Here is an 18,288-nt window from a genome sequence, read left to right as displayed (position 1 = left end):
AAATGGCCGGAGATTCTAGCCGCTGGAGCTAGATAATATATTTAAAAGCGAAAGCGGCTTGCTCGGCTCTGACTGCCTAAAGTTCTTAGCTGTGCGAAGAGCTGGCCACCAATCTTCATCTATTTTCGAAAAAAACCCGCTCTACATAGCGAGTTTCATTTATCTTTGTTTTGTAGGTACTGCATGACAATGACGACAACGTGGTTCATACGATTCTGAAGCCCCAACTAAAATAATTGGATCATCAAATGCCGCTGGTTCTCCATCGATTAAACGTTGCGTACGACTTGCAGGAGATCCACATGCAGAACAAACTGCCTGCAATTTAGTTACATGTTCAGCAATTGCCATCAGCTGAGGAACTTGTCCAAATGGTAGACCACGGAAATCTTGGTCTAATCCAGCTACAATGACACGATAGCCACGATTTGCCAATACTTGCACCACTTCCACAATGTCCCCATCAAAAAATTGTACCTCATCGATTGCAATAACATCCATTTCTTCTGTTACATGGTTAAATATATCTTTTGAAGCTGAAACAGGAACTGCTTTAACCTTTAATCCATTATGTGATACAACATCTTCTTCACTATAACGATTATCAATACATGGTTTAAATACAATTGCATGTTGTTTCGCAAATTGTGTACGGCGTATACGGCGGATGAGCTCTTCTGATTTTCCAGAAAACATACTCCCGCAAATCACTTCAATCCAACCATTTTGATTCATTAAGTACATTGAGCTCTCCTTTCATCTACTTTCCTAATCCAAAGTAGGGTAAAGGTTTAATATTTTTGCAAAAAAAACAGACAAGCGAATACATACACTTGCCTGTTTTATGTTCTTTATTACTTGATGCCGTATTTCTTATTGAAGCGGTCAACACGTCCGTCTGCAGTAGCAAACTTCTGACGTCCAGTGTAGAATGGGTGAGAATCAGAACTGATCTCAATTTTTAGTAATGGATAAGTGTTACCATCTTCCCACTCAACAGTTTCGCTAGAGCCTTTAGTAGACCCGCTTAAGAATTTGAAGCCTGTGTTCGTGTCCATAAATACAACTTTATTGTAATTTGGATGGATTCCTGCTTTCATTCTTTTCATCTCCTTCCGCCCTGAATCATTTTCGAAACAGAGTTTTTCATCTTCAGCTGCTTACACAACTATATTGATGAAACACATATGATGAAATTATAACAAGGCTAACTCCATTTTGCAACTACCTGTTTTTGTCTTTTTAAAAATTAAAAGCACAAGCGGCTCGCTCAGAATGGAAGGTGGATGGAGCTTCTGACGCAGAGGCGCTTTTTGCCTCGTAGGAAGACGCGAAGCCACCGACCATTCTCGCCGCTGGAGCTGGATAACATTTAAAAGCGCAAGCGGCTTGCTCAGAATCGCAGGACATTGGAACTCTCGACCTTGAAGCGCTTTTTGCTTCGAGCGAGAGAGTGAAATGGCCGAAGATTCTAGCCACCGGAACTGGATATTAATCAAAAGTGGAGATGACTCGCCCAGCTCTAACACAAAATATGATTTCCATCTCAAAAAACACAATTATTCCCATATATTACTCTCTCTAATATTCCCTTAAAAAACATAAAAAACTCGCTTACTACGAAATAAGCGAGTCCCAATCTTTTCCCTTTACTTAGTTGTTACATACCTTTTTGAGTCTGCAACAATGTTTTGTAAAAATTCTTCATTTGTCTTTGTTTGACGAAGTTTACGTAAGAAACTTTCAACAAAGTCTGGTGTATCACGCATCGTTTTACGAATACCCCATAATTTGTCTAAATGTTCTTTCGGAATTAACAGGTCTTCTTTACGCGTACCAGAGCGACGAATATCAATCGCTGGGAAGATACGACGCTCAGCTAATGAGCGATCTAAGTGAAGCTCCATATTTCCAGTTCCTTTAAACTCCTCGTAAATTACATCGTCCATACGAGACCCTGTATCAACAAGGGCTGTTGCTAAAATTGTTAAGCTACCGCCTTCTTCAATATTACGCGCAGCTCCGAAGAAGCGCTTCGGTCTATGGAAGGCAGCTGGATCGATACCACCGGATAATGTTCTACCACTTGGCGGAATAACAAGGTTGTAAGCACGCGCTAAACGGGTAATACTATCCATTAAAATGACAACGTCTTTTTTATGTTCCACAAGACGCATTGCACGCTCTAATACAAGCTCGGCTACTTTAATATGATTTTCTGGTACTTCATCAAAAGTAGAGCTTACAACGTCACCTTTAACAGAACGTTCAATATCTGTTACTTCCTCTGGACGCTCATCAATTAAAAGTACAATTAATTCTGCTTCCGGATGATTTGTTGTGACACTGTGTGCAATTTCTTTTAACAGACTTGTTTTACCAGCCTTTGGAGGCGCAACAATTAAACCACGTTGTCCAAATCCAACTGGTGCGATTAAATCCATGATGCGTGTCGGTAACTTTTTCGTTTCCGTTTCCAATTTCATTTGGCGATCTGGGTATAACGGTGTTAATGCAGGGAAATGCACACGCTCTTTTGCTGATTCTGGATCATCACCGTTTACAGCTTCAACTTGTAATAATCCAAAATAGCGTTCATTTTCTTTCGGAGGTCGTACTTTACCAGAAACCTTATCTCCATTACGTAAATCGAAGCGACGAATTTGCGAAGCTGAGATATAAATATCTTCTGAGCTTGGAGAATAGTTGATAGGACGTAGGAATCCAAATCCTTCTGATTGAATAATTTCTAATACGCCTTCCATGAAAAAGAAACCTTCTTTTTCTGCTCGAGCTTTTAAGATAGCAAAGATTAGCTCTTTTTTCGTTAACTTGCTGTAATACGAAATCTTAAATTCTTTCGCAAGCTCGTATAACTCTTTTAATTTCATGTTTTCTAATGCTGCAATTGACAAATTCATTCAGACACCACACTTTAACGTTATTCTCTTTTCAAATGGGTAAAGGGAAAAAATACGGAAGGCAAATAATTAATAATGAAAGGCAATAAGTTCAAGTAGGGTAATATTCACTATTGTAACCCTTTTGTCTAGTTTTAATCAATACGTTGAAACACAAATACAAGAAGCGAAGACAAGAAAATTTGTCTTCGCTTTTTGCATGAACGGGCTGTAAGACTCCCACCTCAAAATCTGGCTATAAAGTACAGAAGTTAGGCGGGAGATCAACCGCCCGTAAAAGCACGATTGGTGAAGGTTAATAATCAGCGGGGGATGAAGCTCCCCCCACTGATTAAAGTCTCACTTTATATTTCTTTCTTTTTTCTACTCACCTGATTTTAAGGAAGAATAGATAAGGCATTTCTACCTTTATTTAATCTAGTTTCGGCGGCTAGAATGGTTGGTAGATTCGCTTCTTCCTCCCATTCTGAACGAGCTGCTTACGCTTTTTATTTAATAACCAAGTTCGGTTTTTTATTTAAGCTATGACGTCCGTCTACGAAGCGTACTGTGCCGGATTTCGCACGCATAACAAGGGAGTGTGTTGTTCCTACGCTACCTTTAAATTGAACGCCGCGTAATAGTTCTCCGTCTGTTACACCTGTTGCAGCAAAGATTGCATCGTCACCTTTTACTAAGTCTTCCATACGAAGGATGCGATTTATATCTTCAATGCCCATTTTTTTACAACGTTCTAATTCAGCTTCGTCTTGTGGTAAGAGCTTTCCTTGAATTTCTCCACCTAAGCATTTTAGCGCAACCGCAGCTAGTACACCTTCAGGAGCCCCACCAGAACCGAATAAAATATCTACACCTGTACGGTCAAATGCTGTATTGATTGCTCCAGCTACATCTCCATCATTAATTAACTTAATACGTGCACCAGCCTTACGAATTTCTTCAATAATTGCTTGATGACGTGGACGATTTAAAACTGTCGCTACAACATCTTCAATATCTTTATTCTTCGCTTTCGCAACGGCACGTAGGTTATCTATAATAGGTGCGTTAATATCAACTGCCCCAACTGCTTCTGGGCCAACCGCAATTTTATCCATGTACATGTCAGGAGCATGCAACAAATTACCATGATCTGCAATTGCAATAACAGCAAGTGCATTCCATCCGCCAGCTGCTACGATGTTAGTCCCCTCTAAAGGATCAACTGCAACGTCTACACGTGGGCCATATCCTGTACCTAATTTCTCTCCGATATACAGCATTGGTGCTTCATCCATTTCACCTTCGCCAATTACAACTGTCCCTTTCATCGGAACTGTATCAAATACATCACGCATAGCTGATGTTGCTGCACCGTCTGCCTCATCTTTTTTCCCGCGTCCCATCCAACGCGCTGATGATAATGCTGCAGCCTCTGTTACACGTACTAACTCCATAGATAAACTTCTTTCCACGATAATCCCTCTCCTTTAAGTCTTTATATTTCTGCCGTATTTTGTGAACCGTATTTTTCTATAAAGTGTACTTCCGCAAGTGGTGATTCTTCGCTCCCCATTAACGGAAGTATCATCACTTTAAGCGTTCTTCATTTCTTCAATCTCTTGATTTGTCATTTGTTCCCGCCAAATGTTTGCACCAAGCCCTTTAAGCTTGTCTACTATATTTTCATAGCCTCGATCAATATGTTCAAGTCCGGTTACTTCTGTAATTCCATCCGCCATTAACCCTGCAATAACAAGGGAAGCCCCAGCTCGTAAGTCACTTGCCTTCACTTTTGCACCTTGCAATAAAACAGGACCAGTTACAATTGCCGAACGACCTTCTACTTTAATTTGCGCATTCATACGACGCAATTCATCAATATGTTTGAAACGTGCGCCGTAAATTGTATCCGTGACAACTCCCGTCCCGTGCGCCTTTGTTAAAAGCGTCGTAAACGGCTGTTGTAAATCTGTTGGGAAACCTGGATATACAAGCGTTTTTATATCAACTACTTTTAACCTTCTATTACCGTTCACTGTAATTTGGTCATCGTTCGTTTCAACTTGGACACCAGCTTCTCTTAGCTTCGCAGTTACTGACTCTAAATGCTGAGGAATAACATTATCAACTGTTACTTCTCCTCCTGATGCAGCTCCTAAAATCATATACGTACCAGCTTCAATACGATCTGGAATGATAGTATGGTGACAACCATGCAGGGAGTCCACACCATCAATTCGGATTACATCTGTACCAGCACCTTTAATGCGCGCTCCCATACTTGTTAATAATGTGGCTACATCAATAATCTCTGGTTCTTTCGCTGCATTTTCAATAACAGTTCTACCTTTCGCTCGTACAGCCGCTAGCATAATATTGATTGTAGCTCCTACACTAACAACATCTAAATAAATACGCGCCCCGCGCAATTCATCTGCTCTTAAATAAATGGCACCTTGTTCATTTGTAACATGTGCCCCTAACGCTTCAAACCCTTTAATATGCTGATCAATTGGTCGTGGCCCTAAATGACATCCACCTGGAAGCCCAATAACAGCTTTTTTAAAACGGCCAAGCATTGCACCCATTAAATAATAAGAGGCGCGCAATTTTTTCACTTTTCCATTTGGTAAAGGCATCGCAACCATGTTAGAAGGATCGACTACCATCTCTTCTTCCTGCCCATAAGTTACTTTCCCTCCAATTTCCTCTAGTAAGTCTCCTAACATTTTCACGTCCGAAATATTAGGAACGCCACCGATAGTTACTGGAGTATCTGCTAAAATTGTCGCTGGAATTAATGCAACAGCACTGTTCTTTGCACCACTCACACGAATTGTTCCATTTAAAGCTCTTCCGCCTTCAATTAGCAACTTTTCCATATTGAGCTCCCTTCTCGTGAATGTATTTATCTTCTACTGCTTTATAAAAAGAAGTAAAAGGTTCCCCTTAAGAATCTCAACCACTCTTTCCACCCTAAAACTCAATAAGTAGAAAACCATCACCTGTAGCTCCCCTGCTGTACAAATAGATGAAGATTAACTATTCATCGAATCAAATTCCCCAACTCAGATACTCATCACATTTATTAATAGGACTATGCACATTATTTTCTATATTTGTAGGCTAAAAATTCATTTTATAAAATCTTTAGACTTGTTCACGCTTTCATTATACAACGAAAGGAAACCGTCTAAAAGACTAGACGGTTTCCAAAACGGAATTTTATTCTTACGCTTTACCGTTAGAACCGAACTCACGCATTTTACCAGCAACAGTTGCTTTAATAGCGTCGCGGCCAGGTCCAATAAATTTACGAGGATCGTAAACTTCTTGGTCTTTGTTTAATACTTCACGAACAGCTTTTGTAAACTCGATTTGGTTCTCAGTGTTTACGTTGATTTTTGAAGTACCTAAAGAAATAGCTTTTACGATATCAGCAGTTGGGATACCAGTACCACCGTGTAATACTAAAGGTACGCCAGTGAAGTCACGAACTTGTTCCATTTCAGCGAATCCTAAGTTAGGCTCACCTTTGTAAGGACCGTGTACAGAACCTAAAGCTGGAGCTAGGCAATCGATACCTGTTGCTTCAACAAGGTGTTTACACTCTGCTGGATCAGCGTAAATTACGCCTTCAGCGATGATGTCGTCTTCTTGTCCGCCAACTGTTCCAAGCTCAGCTTCAACAGATACGTTACGAGCGTGTGCGTATTCTACTACTTTTTTAGTAGTTTCAACGTTTTCTTCGAATGGATGGTGAGAAGCGTCGATCATTACAGATGTGAAACCTGCATCGATTGCTTCTTTACATTTTTCGAAACTTGAACCATGGTCAAGGTGAATCGCTACAGGAACAGTGATGTTCATTTCTTCGATTAAAGCTTTAACCATAGCTACAACTGTTTTGAAACCAGTCATATGACGAGCTGCACCCTCAGATACACCTAGGATTACAGGAGATTTTTCTTCTTCCGCAGCAGCTAAGATAGCTTGAGTCCACTCTAAGTTGTTCATGTTGAATTGACCAACTGCGTATTTTCCTTCTAGTGCTGTGTTTAGCATTTCTTTCATAGAAACTAAAGGCATGGTGAATCCTCCTAAAAAACGTTTTTTGTATCCGATAAGTTCTTATCGCTGGTAGTATGACCAGAATAAGGTAAAATATGTATATCTGTATACCGGACTTTTTTCTACACTCATTAGGATAACAACTTGTACTAAAAAACTCAACCGTATTCACCTGCTCAATAGTCCATGTAAACGCTTTTTTCCATATTTTTTATAAAAAATTCATTTTTTACGCCTCTACAGCAAGCTGATCTCTCACCGCTTGACGAATCTCATCAATATCAAACGGTTTAGCAAAGTGCATTAAAGCTCCTAAATCTTTCGCTTCTTGAATCATATCCAATTCTCCATAAGCAGTCATTAAAATCACTTTAATACTCTCATCAATTTCTTTTACATGTTTTAAAATCTCTATACCATCCATACCTGGGATTTTCATATCTAACACTACTAAATCTGGATTATCTTTTTTCACGATATCTAAAGCTTGAAATCCATTCGCTGCTTGGAACGTCTGATAACCTTCTTTTTGGAACACTTCATGTAATAACACACGAATGCCATATTGATCATCAACGATTAAAATTTTACCTTCCATAACTCCCAACCTTTCTGTGTAAGTACAAGATTTACAGCTTCTTATATCTTATCGATTTATTTTCGCTATTCTTTGCCAAATTCCTTCCTATTCTTTCTTATTTTACCGTTTACTATTTCGTTACGCTACCTACGATTTCACCTTTCTAAAAAAATAAATTATAATGAAAGCCGGCAAACACGTACGAAGGGAGTAACATTATGTTAAAAATTTTTTCAACTCAATTAAGTGGTTATTTCTCCAGAGTTTCTCAAAAAGAGGAAATGAATATAGAAGATAGCGCTCGTCTACTTGCTCAAGCACTAGTTGGCGATGGTTTCATTTATTTACATGGTACAAATGAAATGGAGGGCGTTGTTGCTGAAGCACTATTTGGTGCTGAACCAATGAAACAAGCAAAACGTTTAATAGAAAACGGCGAACTAGCGGCTGTAACCTCTGCGGACCGCGTGCTTCTTATTAGTCGTTTTTCGACGGATGAAGAAATTGTAAAAATCGCAAAAAAATTTCAAGAAGAAGGTCAATCTATCGTTGGAATCTCGGCTATTCAAGAAGGTACGGAATCACTGGAACAATACACAGATGTACATATCGATACAAAACTGTTAAAAGGCCTTATTCCAGATGATGAAGGTAACCGCTATGGTTTCCCAAGTTTAATTGTAGCTTTATTTGCTTATCACGGAATTAAATTTACAATTGATGAAATGTTAAACGAATATTAAAAAAAGCGCCCTATTTCAGGCGCTTTTTTTTATTACTTGCTCTCTTTATTTGTAATAGAAGCACTTACGAAATCATGGAACAATGGTTGTGGACGGTTTGGACGAGACACAAGTTCTGGATGGAACTGTGCTGCCACGAACCAAGGGTGGTCTTTTAATTCAATGATTTCAACTAGACGACCGTCTGGGCTTGTACCAGAGAATACAAATCCTGCTTTTTCCATATCCGGACGGAATTGATTGTTGAACTCATAACGATGACGATGACGCTCATATACAACCGGCTCGTTGTAAGCATTGTAAGCATTTGTTTCTTCAGCAAGCTTACATGGGTATAGACCAAGACGAAGTGTACCACCTAAGTCTTCTACATCTTTTTGTTCTGGTAATAAATCGATGATTGCATAAGGTGTGTCAGGATTAATTTCAGAAGAGTTAGCTCCTTCTAATCCTAATACGTTACGTGCAAATTCGATTGATGCAAGTTGCATACCTAGGCAAATTCCTAAGAATGGAACTTTGTTTTCACGAGCATATTGAATTGCAACGATTTTACCTTCTACACCACGATCGCCAAAGCCACCTGGTACAAGGATACCATCTGTGTCGCCAACTAATTCTTTCACGTTCTCTGCTGTTACGTGCTCAGCATTTACCCATTTCACTTCTACATCTGTGTCGAATGAGTAACCTGCATGACGAAGTGCTTCTACAACAGAAATGTATGCATCTTGAAGCTCTACGTATTTACCAACAAGAGCGATTTTTGTTTTCTTAGAAAGGTTACGTACTTTATTAACTAGCGCAGTCCACTCTGTCATATCTGCAGCTGGATTGTCTAATTTTAAGTGATCGCAAACGATTTGGTCCATGTTTTGCTCTTGAAGAGATAATGGAACCGCATATAAAGTATCTGCATCGCGTGCTTCGATAACTGCTTTTGTATCGATGTCACAGAATAATGCAAGCTTGTCTTTCATGTCCTGAGAAACAGGTAGTTCTGTACGAACAACGATAATATTTGGTTGAATACCTAAGCTACGAAGCTCTTTAACGCTATGTTGCGTTGGTTTTGTTTTCATTTCACCCGCTGCTTTTAAGTACGGGATTAACGTACAGTGAATGTACATTACATTGTCACGACCAATGTCGCTCTTAATTTGACGAATTGCTTCTAAGAATGGTAGAGACTCGATATCACCAACAGTTCCACCGATTTCTGTAATAACAACGTCCGCGTTTGTTTCGCGACCAGAACGATATACACGTTCTTTAATTTCGTTAGTAATGTGAGGAATAACCTGAACTGTTCCTCCTAAGTATTCACCACGACGCTCTTTTTGAAGAACTGAAGAGTAAATTTTACCTGTTGTTACGTTGCTGTATTTATTTAAGTTGATGTCGATAAAACGCTCATAGTGACCAAGGTCTAAGTCCGTTTCTGCACCATCATCTGTTACGAATACCTCACCGTGTTGGTATGGGCTCATAGTCCCCGGGTCTACGTTAATGTATGGATCAAACTTTTGAATAGTTACGTTTAAACCACGATTTTTTAAAAGTCTTCCAAGAGATGCTGCTGTAATACCTTTACCTAAAGACGATACTACACCGCCTGTTACAAAAATATACTTAGTCATGAAAATACTCCCTTCTACCTTGTTGTTATATAATCACCGTTGCAAAGCGCAACGTATGTAGATAACACTGTACCTATCTTATTGTTAGACTCTTTTTATTTTCTAAACAAAAAACAAAAAAGAAAATTGCTCCCCTCATCACATAAAGTAATAAGTAGGGAGCAATTTTCTTTTATATTTACACTTTAAAAGTATTATCGTCCTGTTTTAAAGAGCCCAAAAATGATTCTACATGGACGATAATGAAAAGTCAAGAACTACAGCTCTTCCTCTTCTTCTTCATTTTCATCGTACTCAAGTTCTTCTTCTGCGAATTCTTCATCATCTTCTTCTAAATCATCAAGATCATCATCTTCGTCATCTGCATCTTCTTCTTCAAGAACCTTGTCCAAATCTTCTACATCTTCTTCTTCGTCTGCATTTCCGTCTGCATCGTCGAATTCATCTTCATCTTCTTCGATGTAGTCGTCAAAACCGTCCTCTTCAACTTTACGTTTCTTCTTCGGTTTTGGCTGAGGTAAGATTTCTTCATCAATTTGCTCATATGGGTACCAGCTGCGTAGTCCCCAACGATTTTCTCCTAAATTAATGAAACGTCCATCGATGTTTAAATCTGTATAAAATTGTGCGAGTTTCGCATTAACTTGCTCTTGAGATAGTCCCAGCACTTGAGCGATTTCTTGAACCAACTCGTTGAATGTCGTTGCTTGTCTTTTATCCCCTAAAACGCTATGTACAACTTCAATCATTGAACATTCTTTTAGCTCTTCTGGTGAATATTGCTTAAAATTCACTTATGCGGCACTTCCTTTCTTCAAATATAACCTTATATATAACGGTCTGCTTAAAAAAATCCATACTATTCATTATAAACAAAAGTCGCACAAATATGCTACAAAAAAAACGGGAAACTTTAATATGGTAATAAAATTATAATTTGTCCATTCCTTATTTCGGAAGCATATGCGCCCCTTGCAATACATACCTAATTTGCATTTCTGTATATTCTTCAAGCGTATACAGTTTTTGCAGGGCCCAACGTCTAAATCCCCACATTTGTCCTTGTATGAAAATATTATGTGCAAGAAGCTGTATTTCTTTTTTATTTAATGTAAATGTTCCATTTTCCGTACACTGTTCTAAAATATTCTCGAACATTCCTACCATCTGAAACTCTTTTTCTAATACATATGGGAGTGATTCTTTCGGTAAAAAACGTACCTCTTGATACATAATTAATACTTCTTCTTGCAATTCATCCATCACTTTAAAATAATTCGTTATTGCTATCTTTAAACTTTCTATACTTCCCTTCTCTGTACACACTACTTCCTCTAATCGCTCTTTTACATGTTCATATATACTATCACAAACTAAATATAAAACATCATCTTTTGTACGAATGTACTCATAAAGTGTTCCAATACTAAACCCAGCCGCCTTCGCAATTTCTCTCGTTGTTGTACGTGGGAACCCTTTTTGCTTAAACAGTTGCACCGCACCTTTAATCATTTGTTCACGCCTTAACGCAACTAATTTTTCATCTTTCACTGATGCATGTACATTATGTTTAACCATCCCCTTCACCTCTCTCTATTATTTTTGGAAGGAAAAAGCGTAGGAAAATACCTACGCTTTCGTTCCTATTTCGTTAACATACGAGAAATTACAAGTCTTTGAATCTCTTGCGTTCCCTCATATATCTGTGTAATCTTTGCATCGCGCATGTAACGCTCTACTGGATAATCTTTCGTATAACCATAACCACCAAATACTTGTACTGCTTCAGTCGTTACCTTCATCGCTGTATCACCTGCAAATACTTTTGACATCGCTGACTCTTTCCCGTACGGAAGCCCTTCAGATTCAAGCCAAGCCGCTTGATATGTTAAAAGACGCGCCGCCTCTACATCCGTTGCCATATCTGCAAGTTTAAAGCCAATTCCTTGCTGCGCCGCAATTGGCTTCCCGAACTGATGACGCTCTCTTGCATATTCTACGGAAGCATCTAAGGCGGATTGTGCAATACCAACCGCTTGCGCCGCAATACCATTACGACCGCCATCTAATGTTTGCATCGCTACCTTAAATCCTTGCCCCTCTTCCCCTAGTAAATTCTCTGCAGGAATGCGGCAGTCTTCAAACATAATTTCAGTAGTCGGCGAAGAGCGAATCCCTAGCTTGCTCTCTTTTTTCCCAACTGAAAATCCCGGCGTATCGCTTTCCACAATGAATGCGCTCGTACCGCGCTGCTTCGATTCAGGGTCTGTTAATGCAAAAATAACATAAATATCAGCAATGCCACCATTTGTAATAAAGATTTTCGATCCATTTAAAATGTAATGGTCTCCATCTCGTTTCGCAGTTGTCCTCATTCCGCCAGCATCTGAGCCGGAACTTGGTTCCGTTAAACCGTATGCACCAATTTTCTTTCCTTCTGCCATCGGTCGTAAAAACTTTTGCTTTTGCTCTTCCGTTCCAAATTTAAAAATTGGCCAACCAGCAAGTGAAGTATGTGCAGACAATGTTACACCTGTAGAAGCACATACGCGGGATAATTCTTCAACGGCAATTACATATGCTAAGTAATCGCTTCCAATTCCACCATACTCTTCAGGCCACGGAATGCCGGTTAAACCAAGCTCTGCCATTTGATCAAATAAAGCGCGATCAAATCGCTCTTCCTCATCACGCTCTGCCGCCGTCGGCGCTACTTCATTTCTTGCAAAATCCCGAACCATTTTTCTTATCATTTCATGTTCTTCTGATAATTTAAAATGCATTCCCGTCTCCCCCTCGTCTTTTTATAAAGCTCGACTAATTACAAGCTTTTGTATTTCGCTCGTTCCTTCATATATTTGCGTGATCTTCGCATCACGGAAAAATCTTTCTACTGGATAATCTTTCGTATAACCGTAACCGCCAAATACTTGCACCGCTTCAATTGCAACTTCAACAGCCGTCTTAGAAGCAAATAATTTCGCAATAGAAGCTTCTTTACCGCATGGTAATCCTTGCGCTCTTAGCGATGCCGCTCTGTATACAAGTAATCGCGCTGCTTCTACGCTAGTCGCCATATCTGCAAGTTTGAATCCGATTCCTTGCTGCGCCGCAATTGGCTTACCGAATTGCTCGCGCTCTTTCGCATAATCAATCGCACATGCAAGCGCCGCTTCCGCGATTCCTAATGCCTGCGCTCCGATTCCAATTCGCCCAACATCTAAATTCGCCATTGCCACCTTAAATCCTTGTCCTTCTTCACCAAGTAAATTCTCGGCCGGTACTTTCATATCTTCAAACGTAAGTTGCACTGTACGAGAACCAAGAAGACCCATCTTATGCTCATCTTTTCCGATGATTAAGCCTGGCGTATCTTTCTCTACTATAAATGCTGAAATCCCGCTTTTCCCCGCATCTGGATTTGTAGACGCGAAGACGATATATGTACTTGCTTCACCACCATTTGTAATAAAGACTTTCGATCCATTAATGATGTAGTAATCGCCCTTTTTTACAGCTCTTGATTTCAAACTACCTGCATCTGATCCTGCATTCGGTTCTGTTAGAGCAAATGCGCCTAAATACTCACCAGTCGCCAATTTAGAAACATATTTCTGCTTCTGTTCTTCTGTTCCGAAGTATAAAATCGGATTCATTCCAACTGACGTATGTACAGCTAAAATTACACCAACCGTTGCGCTTACCTTTGAAATTTCCTCAATTGCTAGAATGTAAGAAATAAAATCCATTTCTGCCCCGCCATATTTTGCAGGCGCTGGAATACCCATTAGTCCAAGCTCACCCATCTTTTGCAAAATCTCTTTCGGGAACACCCCTTGTTCCATACTAGGAACAAAGGGAGCTATTTCCTTCTGCGCAAAATCTCGAACCATTTTCCTCATCATTTGTTGCTCTTCAGTAAAGTGAAAATTCATGTACTTCGCCTCCGTTTGCTATATATCTTTTTAACAATCTGGTAAGACCACTATTTTAATAAAGGGAGGACTTTATTCGTAAACGTAGAAACCACGACCCGTTTTACGTCCTAACCATCCTGCATTCACATACTTGCGTAATAATGGACACGGGCGATATTTACTATCTCCTAATCCTTCATGTAACACTTCCATAATGTATAAACACGTATCTAAACCGATAAAATCAGCGAGTGTCAAAGGCCCCATCGGATGATTCATACCGAGCTTCATTACTTCATCAATCGCTTCTTTCGTTGCTACACCTTCATATAACGTATAGATTGCTTCGTTAATCATTGGTAATAAAATACGGTTTGATACAAACCCTGGGAAATCATTTACTTCCACTGGTACTTTCCCGATTTTTTTCGTAATATCCTCAATCGTTTCGTACACTGCATCATCTGTAGCTAAACCACGAATAATTTCAACGAGTTTCATAACTGGAACTGGATTCATAAAGTGCATGCCGATTACTTTCTCAGGACGTTTCGTTACCGCTGCAATTTCCGTAATTGGTAACGATGACGTATTCGTCGCTAAAATCGCGTGTTCTGGAGCGATTTCATCTAGATTCGCAAAAATTTTCTTTTTAATATCCATTTTCTCAACAGCTGCTTCAATAACAAGATCCGCTTCTTTGACACTATTTGAATCGAGCGTCCATGTAAGACGATTTAAAGTCGCTTCTTTCTCTTCTTCCTTCATACGGCCTTTTTCTACTTGACGGGCTAAATTTTTCGAAATTACAGCTAGCCCTCGGTCTAACTGCTCTTGCTTTAAATCTTGCACTTTCACATCATAGCCTGCCATTGCACACACTTGTGCGATACCTGAACCCATTTGTCCTGCACCAATTACAACTATTTTTTGTACACCCATTCTTTCTTCCCCCTTAATATAAGTTGTTAATAAACCCAAAATTTCCTGAACGTAAATTAATGAACCTCAATCATCACTGCATCACCTTGACCGCCACCGCTACAAATAGAAGCAATTCCAATTCCGCCGCCGCGCTGCTTCAGTGCATGGATAAGTGTAACGATAATACGCGCTCCGCTCGCTCCAATTGGATGCCCCATTGCTACAGCACCGCCATTTACATTCAATTTTTCCGGATCAATCCCTGCAATTTCAGTACTTGCAATTGCTACCGCCGCAAATGCCTCATTGATTTCAAATAGATCAATTTCTTCAATTGTCTTACCTGTCTTTTTCAGCAATTCATTAATTGCATAACCTGGCGTTCTTGGGAAATCCTTCGATTCTACCGCAATTGCTGTATGCGCCAAAATTGTCGCTAATGGCTTTCTTCCCTCTTGCTTCGCTCTGTCCTCGCTCATTAATACAAGCGCCGCACCGCCATCATTTAGTCCAGGAGCATTACCAGCTGTCACCGCTGACGTCTTATCAAATACAGGCTTTAATTTTGCTAATTTTTCAATCGTTGTATCCTCGCGTGGCGCCTCATCCTTAGCCACGACGATAGGATCGCCTTTTCTTTGCTGAATTGTTACTGGTACAATCTCCTCTTCAAAACGACCTTCCTTATGTGCTGAAACCGCACGTTGATGGCTACGATATGCCCATTCATCTTGTGCTTCGCGAGAGATCCCGTCTTCTTTTGCAACTTCCCCACCATAAACACCCATGTGTATACCTGAAAATGCGCATGTTAAACCGTCTGCAACGTTTAAATCGATAACTTCGTTATTACCCATTCTGTATCCCCATCTTGCTCCTCGTAAAATGTAAGGACTGTTACTCATCGATTCCATTCCACCAGCTACAATCAGTGATTGGTCACCAGTACGAATAATTTGATCCGCTAAAGTAACTGCGCGAAGCCCTGATGCACAAACTTTATTTACTGTTTCTGTCTGCACTTCCCAAGGAATTCCAGCCGCTCTTGCTGCTTGGCGTGATGGAATTTGTCCTTGTCCTCCTTGGATAACCGTTCCAAATATAACTTCTTCAACATCACTCGCGGAAATATTCGCCCTTTCAAGCGCTGCCTTAATTGCGATTCCTCCAAGTTCCGTTGCTTTCACGTCTTTTAAAGTCCCTCCAAATTTCCCAACCGGTGTTCTTGCAGCACTTAAAATAACTGTTTTACTCATGTTTCTTTCCCCCATTTCTTTTTTTAACGCCGAGCGCTCGCTCGGTATTCCTACGTTGAGAAGAGGTGCAATAATTGCACCTCTTTCTAAAGTTGTATGCATTCCCACAAACTAGATTGCTTCTTTCTTCTGTCCGATAACTGAGCGTTCTAAAATCTCTGTTACGTCCAGAGTTTGAACCGTTTCTTCAACTTCTTTCGCTTTCGTACCGTCACTAATCATCGTTAAGCAATATGGGCATCCTGTACCGATAATTGACGGCTGTACAGCCAGCGCTTGTTCTGTACGAGCAACGTTAATACGAGAACCAGCCGTTTCTTCCATCCACATTAAGCCGCCACCTGCACCACAGCACATTCCCGTTTCACGGTTACGCGCCATTTCTACAAGGTTTACACCTGGAATTGCTTTTAGAATATCGCGCGGTGCCTCATATACTTCGTTGTATCTTCCTAAGTAACAGGAATCATGGTACGTAACTGTTTCTTCAATAGAATGGACAGGTTTTAAACGTCCTTCCTTCACCCACTGGGCTAGTAATTCTGTATGATGATAGACTTCTGCTTGTAAGCCAAAGTCCGGGTACTCATTTTTAAAAGTGTTATAAGCATGAGGGTCAATCGTAACGATTTTCTTCACTCCTGCTTTTTCAAATTCTTCAATGTTTTTCGTTGCCATCTCTTGGAATACAAATTCGTTTCCGAGGCGGCGCGGTGTATCACCAGAGTTCTTTTCCTTATTACCAAGAATTGCGAATGAAATGTCTGCTTCGTTCATTAGCTTCGCAAATGATATCGCAATCTTCTGACTGCGGTTGTCATACGAACCCATTGATCCAACCCAGAATAAGTATTCAAACTCTTCGCCAGCTTTTGATTTCTCTTTTACAGTTGGAACTGTTACTTCATCATCACCTTGACGCCATGTTTCACGCTCTTTACGATTCAGTCCCCACGGATTACCTTGACGCTCGATATTAGTCATTGCACGCTGCGCCTCTGCATCCATTTTCCCTTCTGTTAAAACGAGATAGCGGCGTAAATCAATAATTTTATCAACATGTTCATTCATAACTGGACACTGATCTTCACAGTTACGGCACGTTGTACATGCCCAAATCTCTTCTTCTGTAATAACATCTCCGATTAAGCTCGGATCGTAAGCGAATGCTGTAGCTGCTGATTCTTGTTGTCCTTTTCCAGCTGCCATCATCGCTAACTGATTTCCTTGTGTATTATTAAAAGCAACAACTGGAACCCACGGTGCTTTTGATGTTACCGCTGCTCCTTTATCAGTTAAATGATCACGAAGTTTTAAAATTAAATCCATCGGTGATAACATTTTGCCTGTTCCTGTTGCCGGACACATATTTGTACAACGGCCACATTCTACGCAAGCATATAAATCAACGAGCTGATTTTGTCTAAAGTCTTCAATTTTACCAACACCGAATGTTTCTTGTGTTTCATCTTCAAAATCGATTTTTTCAAGTTTTCCCGGATTTGAAAGACGACCAAAAAACACGTTAACTGGTCCAGCAATTAAATGCGCATGTTTTGATTGTGGAACATAAACTAAAAATGTTAACAAGATTAGTAAATGCACCCACCAAGAGAAATAGAACACAGAAATGGCTACGGTTTCATTTATCCCTGAGAAAACGTAAGCGATTGCAGAAGCGATTGGTTCACTCCATGAAGGCTCCTCACCGTGCCATATAATTCCCATCCCATTACCAAGTAGCACAGAAATCATTAAGCCACCAATAAAGATAAGAACAAGACCTGATTTGAAATTACGTTTTAAACGAACAAGCTTTTCAACATAGCGTCTATGGAAAGCCCAAAAGACTGCAATTAAAATAACAAGTGTGACAATTTCCTGGAAGAATGTAAATGCAGGGTATAGTGGTCCAAGTGGAAGATGTGATCCTGGTGCGAGCCCTTTCCAAACGAAGTCAATTGCTCCAAATTGGACAAGAATAAATCCGTAAAAGAACATAACGTGAATGATGCCGCTCTTTTTATCTTTCAGCAGCTTTTTCTGACCGAAAACATTGACCTTAAGAAGATCCCAACGCTCTTTAAAACGACGGTCAAATTCAATCTTTTTTCCTAATTGTATGTAGGCCATCCTCGTTCGTATAAGATATACAAACAAATATCCCGCATAAGCAATAACAGCAATGGCAGCCAGCCAATTAATGATCAGTAAGCTATTCATTTTTATGCTACCCCTCTCTTTGTAAGCCTTC

General features: G+C 39.9%; 16 protein-coding genes. 1 reads left to right on the top strand and 15 read right to left on the bottom strand.

Features of this window, described 5'->3' with window-relative positions; all coding sequences use genetic code 11:
* Positions 1-159 precede the first annotated feature (159 nt).
* The 7 genes from BAU27_RS07745 to spo0F form a co-directional block, all read right to left on the bottom strand.
* On the bottom strand, positions 160-744 hold the full coding sequence (locus BAU27_RS07745) for a thymidine kinase (protein WP_000281086.1): 585 nt from the start codon (positions 742-744) through the stop codon (positions 160-162).
* 110 nt (positions 745-854) lie between these two features.
* Positions 855-1,100 carry a type B 50S ribosomal protein L31 gene (locus tag BAU27_RS07740; RefSeq protein ID WP_000643447.1) on the bottom strand — a complete coding sequence of 82 codons (246 nt, stop codon included), beginning with the start codon at positions 1,098-1,100 and terminating at the stop codon, positions 855-857.
* A gap of 549 nt (positions 1,101-1,649) precedes the next feature.
* Positions 1,650-2,921 carry a transcription termination factor Rho gene (gene rho / locus BAU27_RS07735; RefSeq protein WP_002174368.1) on the bottom strand — a complete coding sequence of 424 codons (1,272 nt, stop codon included), beginning with the start codon at positions 2,919-2,921 and terminating at the stop codon, positions 1,650-1,652.
* A 488-nt stretch (positions 2,922-3,409) separates the two neighbouring features.
* Complete coding sequence (gene glpX, locus BAU27_RS07730; RefSeq protein ID WP_071770561.1) at positions 3,410-4,375, bottom strand: class II fructose-bisphosphatase; 966 nt, start codon at positions 4,373-4,375, stop codon at positions 3,410-3,412.
* A 120-nt stretch (positions 4,376-4,495) separates the two neighbouring features.
* On the bottom strand, positions 4,496-5,785 hold the full coding sequence (gene murA, locus BAU27_RS07725; RefSeq protein WP_071744056.1) for a UDP-N-acetylglucosamine 1-carboxyvinyltransferase: 1,290 nt from the start codon (positions 5,783-5,785) through the stop codon (positions 4,496-4,498).
* 349 nt (positions 5,786-6,134) lie between these two features.
* Positions 6,135-6,992, bottom strand: a complete 858-nt coding sequence (locus BAU27_RS07720; protein ID WP_001131859.1) for a class II fructose-bisphosphate aldolase — start codon at positions 6,990-6,992, stop codon at positions 6,135-6,137.
* Positions 6,993-7,203: 211 nt separating this feature from the next.
* A complete protein-coding gene (spo0F, locus tag BAU27_RS07715; RefSeq protein WP_000398592.1) occupies positions 7,204-7,572 on the bottom strand; it encodes a sporulation initiation phosphotransferase Spo0F in 369 nt (122 codons plus the stop codon).
* Positions 7,573-7,772: 200 nt separating this feature from the next.
* Here spo0F and BAU27_RS07710 point away from each other — a divergent pair, with 200 nt between their 5' ends.
* A complete protein-coding gene (locus tag BAU27_RS07710; RefSeq protein WP_071770560.1) occupies positions 7,773-8,297 on the top strand; it encodes a DUF2529 domain-containing protein in 525 nt (174 codons plus the stop codon).
* A 32-nt stretch (positions 8,298-8,329) separates the two neighbouring features.
* Here BAU27_RS07710 and pyrG read toward each other — a convergent pair whose 3' ends face one another.
* The 8 genes from pyrG to BAU27_RS07670 form a co-directional block, all read right to left on the bottom strand.
* A complete protein-coding gene (gene pyrG, locus BAU27_RS07705) occupies positions 8,330-9,937 on the bottom strand; it encodes a CTP synthase (RefSeq protein WP_000170445.1) in 1,608 nt (535 codons plus the stop codon).
* Positions 9,938-10,194: 257 nt separating this feature from the next.
* Positions 10,195-10,731 carry a DNA-directed RNA polymerase subunit delta gene (gene rpoE / locus BAU27_RS07700; protein WP_071770559.1) on the bottom strand — a complete coding sequence of 179 codons (537 nt, stop codon included), beginning with the start codon at positions 10,729-10,731 and terminating at the stop codon, positions 10,195-10,197.
* 154 nt (positions 10,732-10,885) lie between these two features.
* Entirely contained in the window at positions 10,886-11,515 is a 630-nt protein-coding gene (locus tag BAU27_RS07695) for a TetR/AcrR family transcriptional regulator (protein ID WP_000238599.1), read from the bottom strand.
* 65 nt (positions 11,516-11,580) lie between these two features.
* Entirely contained in the window at positions 11,581-12,720 is a 1,140-nt protein-coding gene (gene acdA / locus BAU27_RS07690) for an acyl-CoA dehydrogenase AcdA (RefSeq protein ID WP_071770558.1), read from the bottom strand.
* A 21-nt stretch (positions 12,721-12,741) separates the two neighbouring features.
* A complete protein-coding gene (locus BAU27_RS07685) occupies positions 12,742-13,872 on the bottom strand; it encodes an acyl-CoA dehydrogenase (protein ID WP_071770557.1) in 1,131 nt (376 codons plus the stop codon).
* 72 nt (positions 13,873-13,944) lie between these two features.
* Complete coding sequence (locus BAU27_RS07680) at positions 13,945-14,796, bottom strand: 3-hydroxybutyryl-CoA dehydrogenase (protein WP_071770556.1); 852 nt, start codon at positions 14,794-14,796, stop codon at positions 13,945-13,947.
* Positions 14,797-14,852: 56 nt separating this feature from the next.
* The gene (locus BAU27_RS07675) at positions 14,853-16,136 is read right to left on the bottom strand and encodes an acetyl-CoA C-acetyltransferase (protein ID WP_139254617.1); all 1,284 of its coding nucleotides are present in this window, start codon (positions 16,134-16,136) and stop codon (positions 14,853-14,855) included.
* Between the two features lie 9 nt (positions 16,137-16,145).
* Positions 16,146-18,257 carry a (Fe-S)-binding protein gene (locus BAU27_RS07670; RefSeq protein WP_071770555.1) on the bottom strand — a complete coding sequence of 704 codons (2,112 nt, stop codon included), beginning with the start codon at positions 18,255-18,257 and terminating at the stop codon, positions 16,146-16,148.
* Between the last annotated feature and the right edge of the window lie 31 nt (positions 18,258-18,288).

Origin of the sequence: Bacillus sp. NH11B (assembly GCF_001884205.1) — a bacterium.
GTDB lineage: Bacteria > Bacillota > Bacilli > Bacillales > Bacillaceae_G > Bacillus_A > Bacillus_A proteolyticus.
Note: the sequence above shows the minus strand (reverse complement) of the source record. Positions and strands in the feature narration are given on the sequence as shown.

What these genes read in the sequence shown, in the direction of transcription:
- BAU27_RS07745 (WP_000281086.1), bottom strand. Translation starts at nt 744, where the DNA reads ATGTACTTAATGAATCAAAATGGTTGGATTGAAGTGATTTGCGGGAGT.
- BAU27_RS07740 (WP_000643447.1), bottom strand. Translation starts at nt 1,100, where the DNA reads ATGAAAGCAGGAATCCATCCAAATTACAATAAAGTTGTATTTATGGAC.
- rho (WP_002174368.1), bottom strand. Translation starts at nt 2,921, where the DNA reads ATGAATTTGTCAATTGCAGCATTAGAAAACATGAAATTAAAAGAGTTA.
- murA (WP_071744056.1), bottom strand. Translation starts at nt 5,785, where the DNA reads ATGGAAAAGTTGCTAATTGAAGGCGGAAGAGCTTTAAATGGAACAATT.
- BAU27_RS07720 (WP_001131859.1), bottom strand. Translation starts at nt 6,992, where the DNA reads ATGCCTTTAGTTTCTATGAAAGAAATGCTAAACACAGCACTAGAAGGA.
- spo0F (WP_000398592.1), bottom strand. Translation starts at nt 7,572, where the DNA reads ATGGAAGGTAAAATTTTAATCGTTGATGATCAATATGGCATTCGTGTG.
- BAU27_RS07710 (WP_071770560.1), top strand. Translation starts at nt 7,773, where the DNA reads ATGTTAAAAATTTTTTCAACTCAATTAAGTGGTTATTTCTCCAGAGTT.
- pyrG (WP_000170445.1), bottom strand. Translation starts at nt 9,937, where the DNA reads ATGACTAAGTATATTTTTGTAACAGGCGGTGTAGTATCGTCTTTAGGT.
- BAU27_RS07695 (WP_000238599.1), bottom strand. Translation starts at nt 11,515, where the DNA reads ATGGTTAAACATAATGTACATGCATCAGTGAAAGATGAAAAATTAGTT.
- acdA (WP_071770558.1), bottom strand. Translation starts at nt 12,720, where the DNA reads ATGCATTTTAAATTATCAGAAGAACATGAAATGATAAGAAAAATGGTT.
- BAU27_RS07685 (WP_071770557.1), bottom strand. Translation starts at nt 13,872, where the DNA reads ATGAATTTTCACTTTACTGAAGAGCAACAAATGATGAGGAAAATGGTT.
- BAU27_RS07680 (WP_071770556.1), bottom strand. Translation starts at nt 14,796, where the DNA reads ATGGGTGTACAAAAAATAGTTGTAATTGGTGCAGGACAAATGGGTTCA.
- BAU27_RS07675 (WP_139254617.1), bottom strand. Translation starts at nt 16,136, where the DNA reads ATGCATACAACTTTAGAAAGAGGTGCAATTATTGCACCTCTTCTCAAC.
- BAU27_RS07670 (WP_071770555.1), bottom strand. Translation starts at nt 18,257, where the DNA reads ATGAATAGCTTACTGATCATTAATTGGCTGGCTGCCATTGCTGTTATT.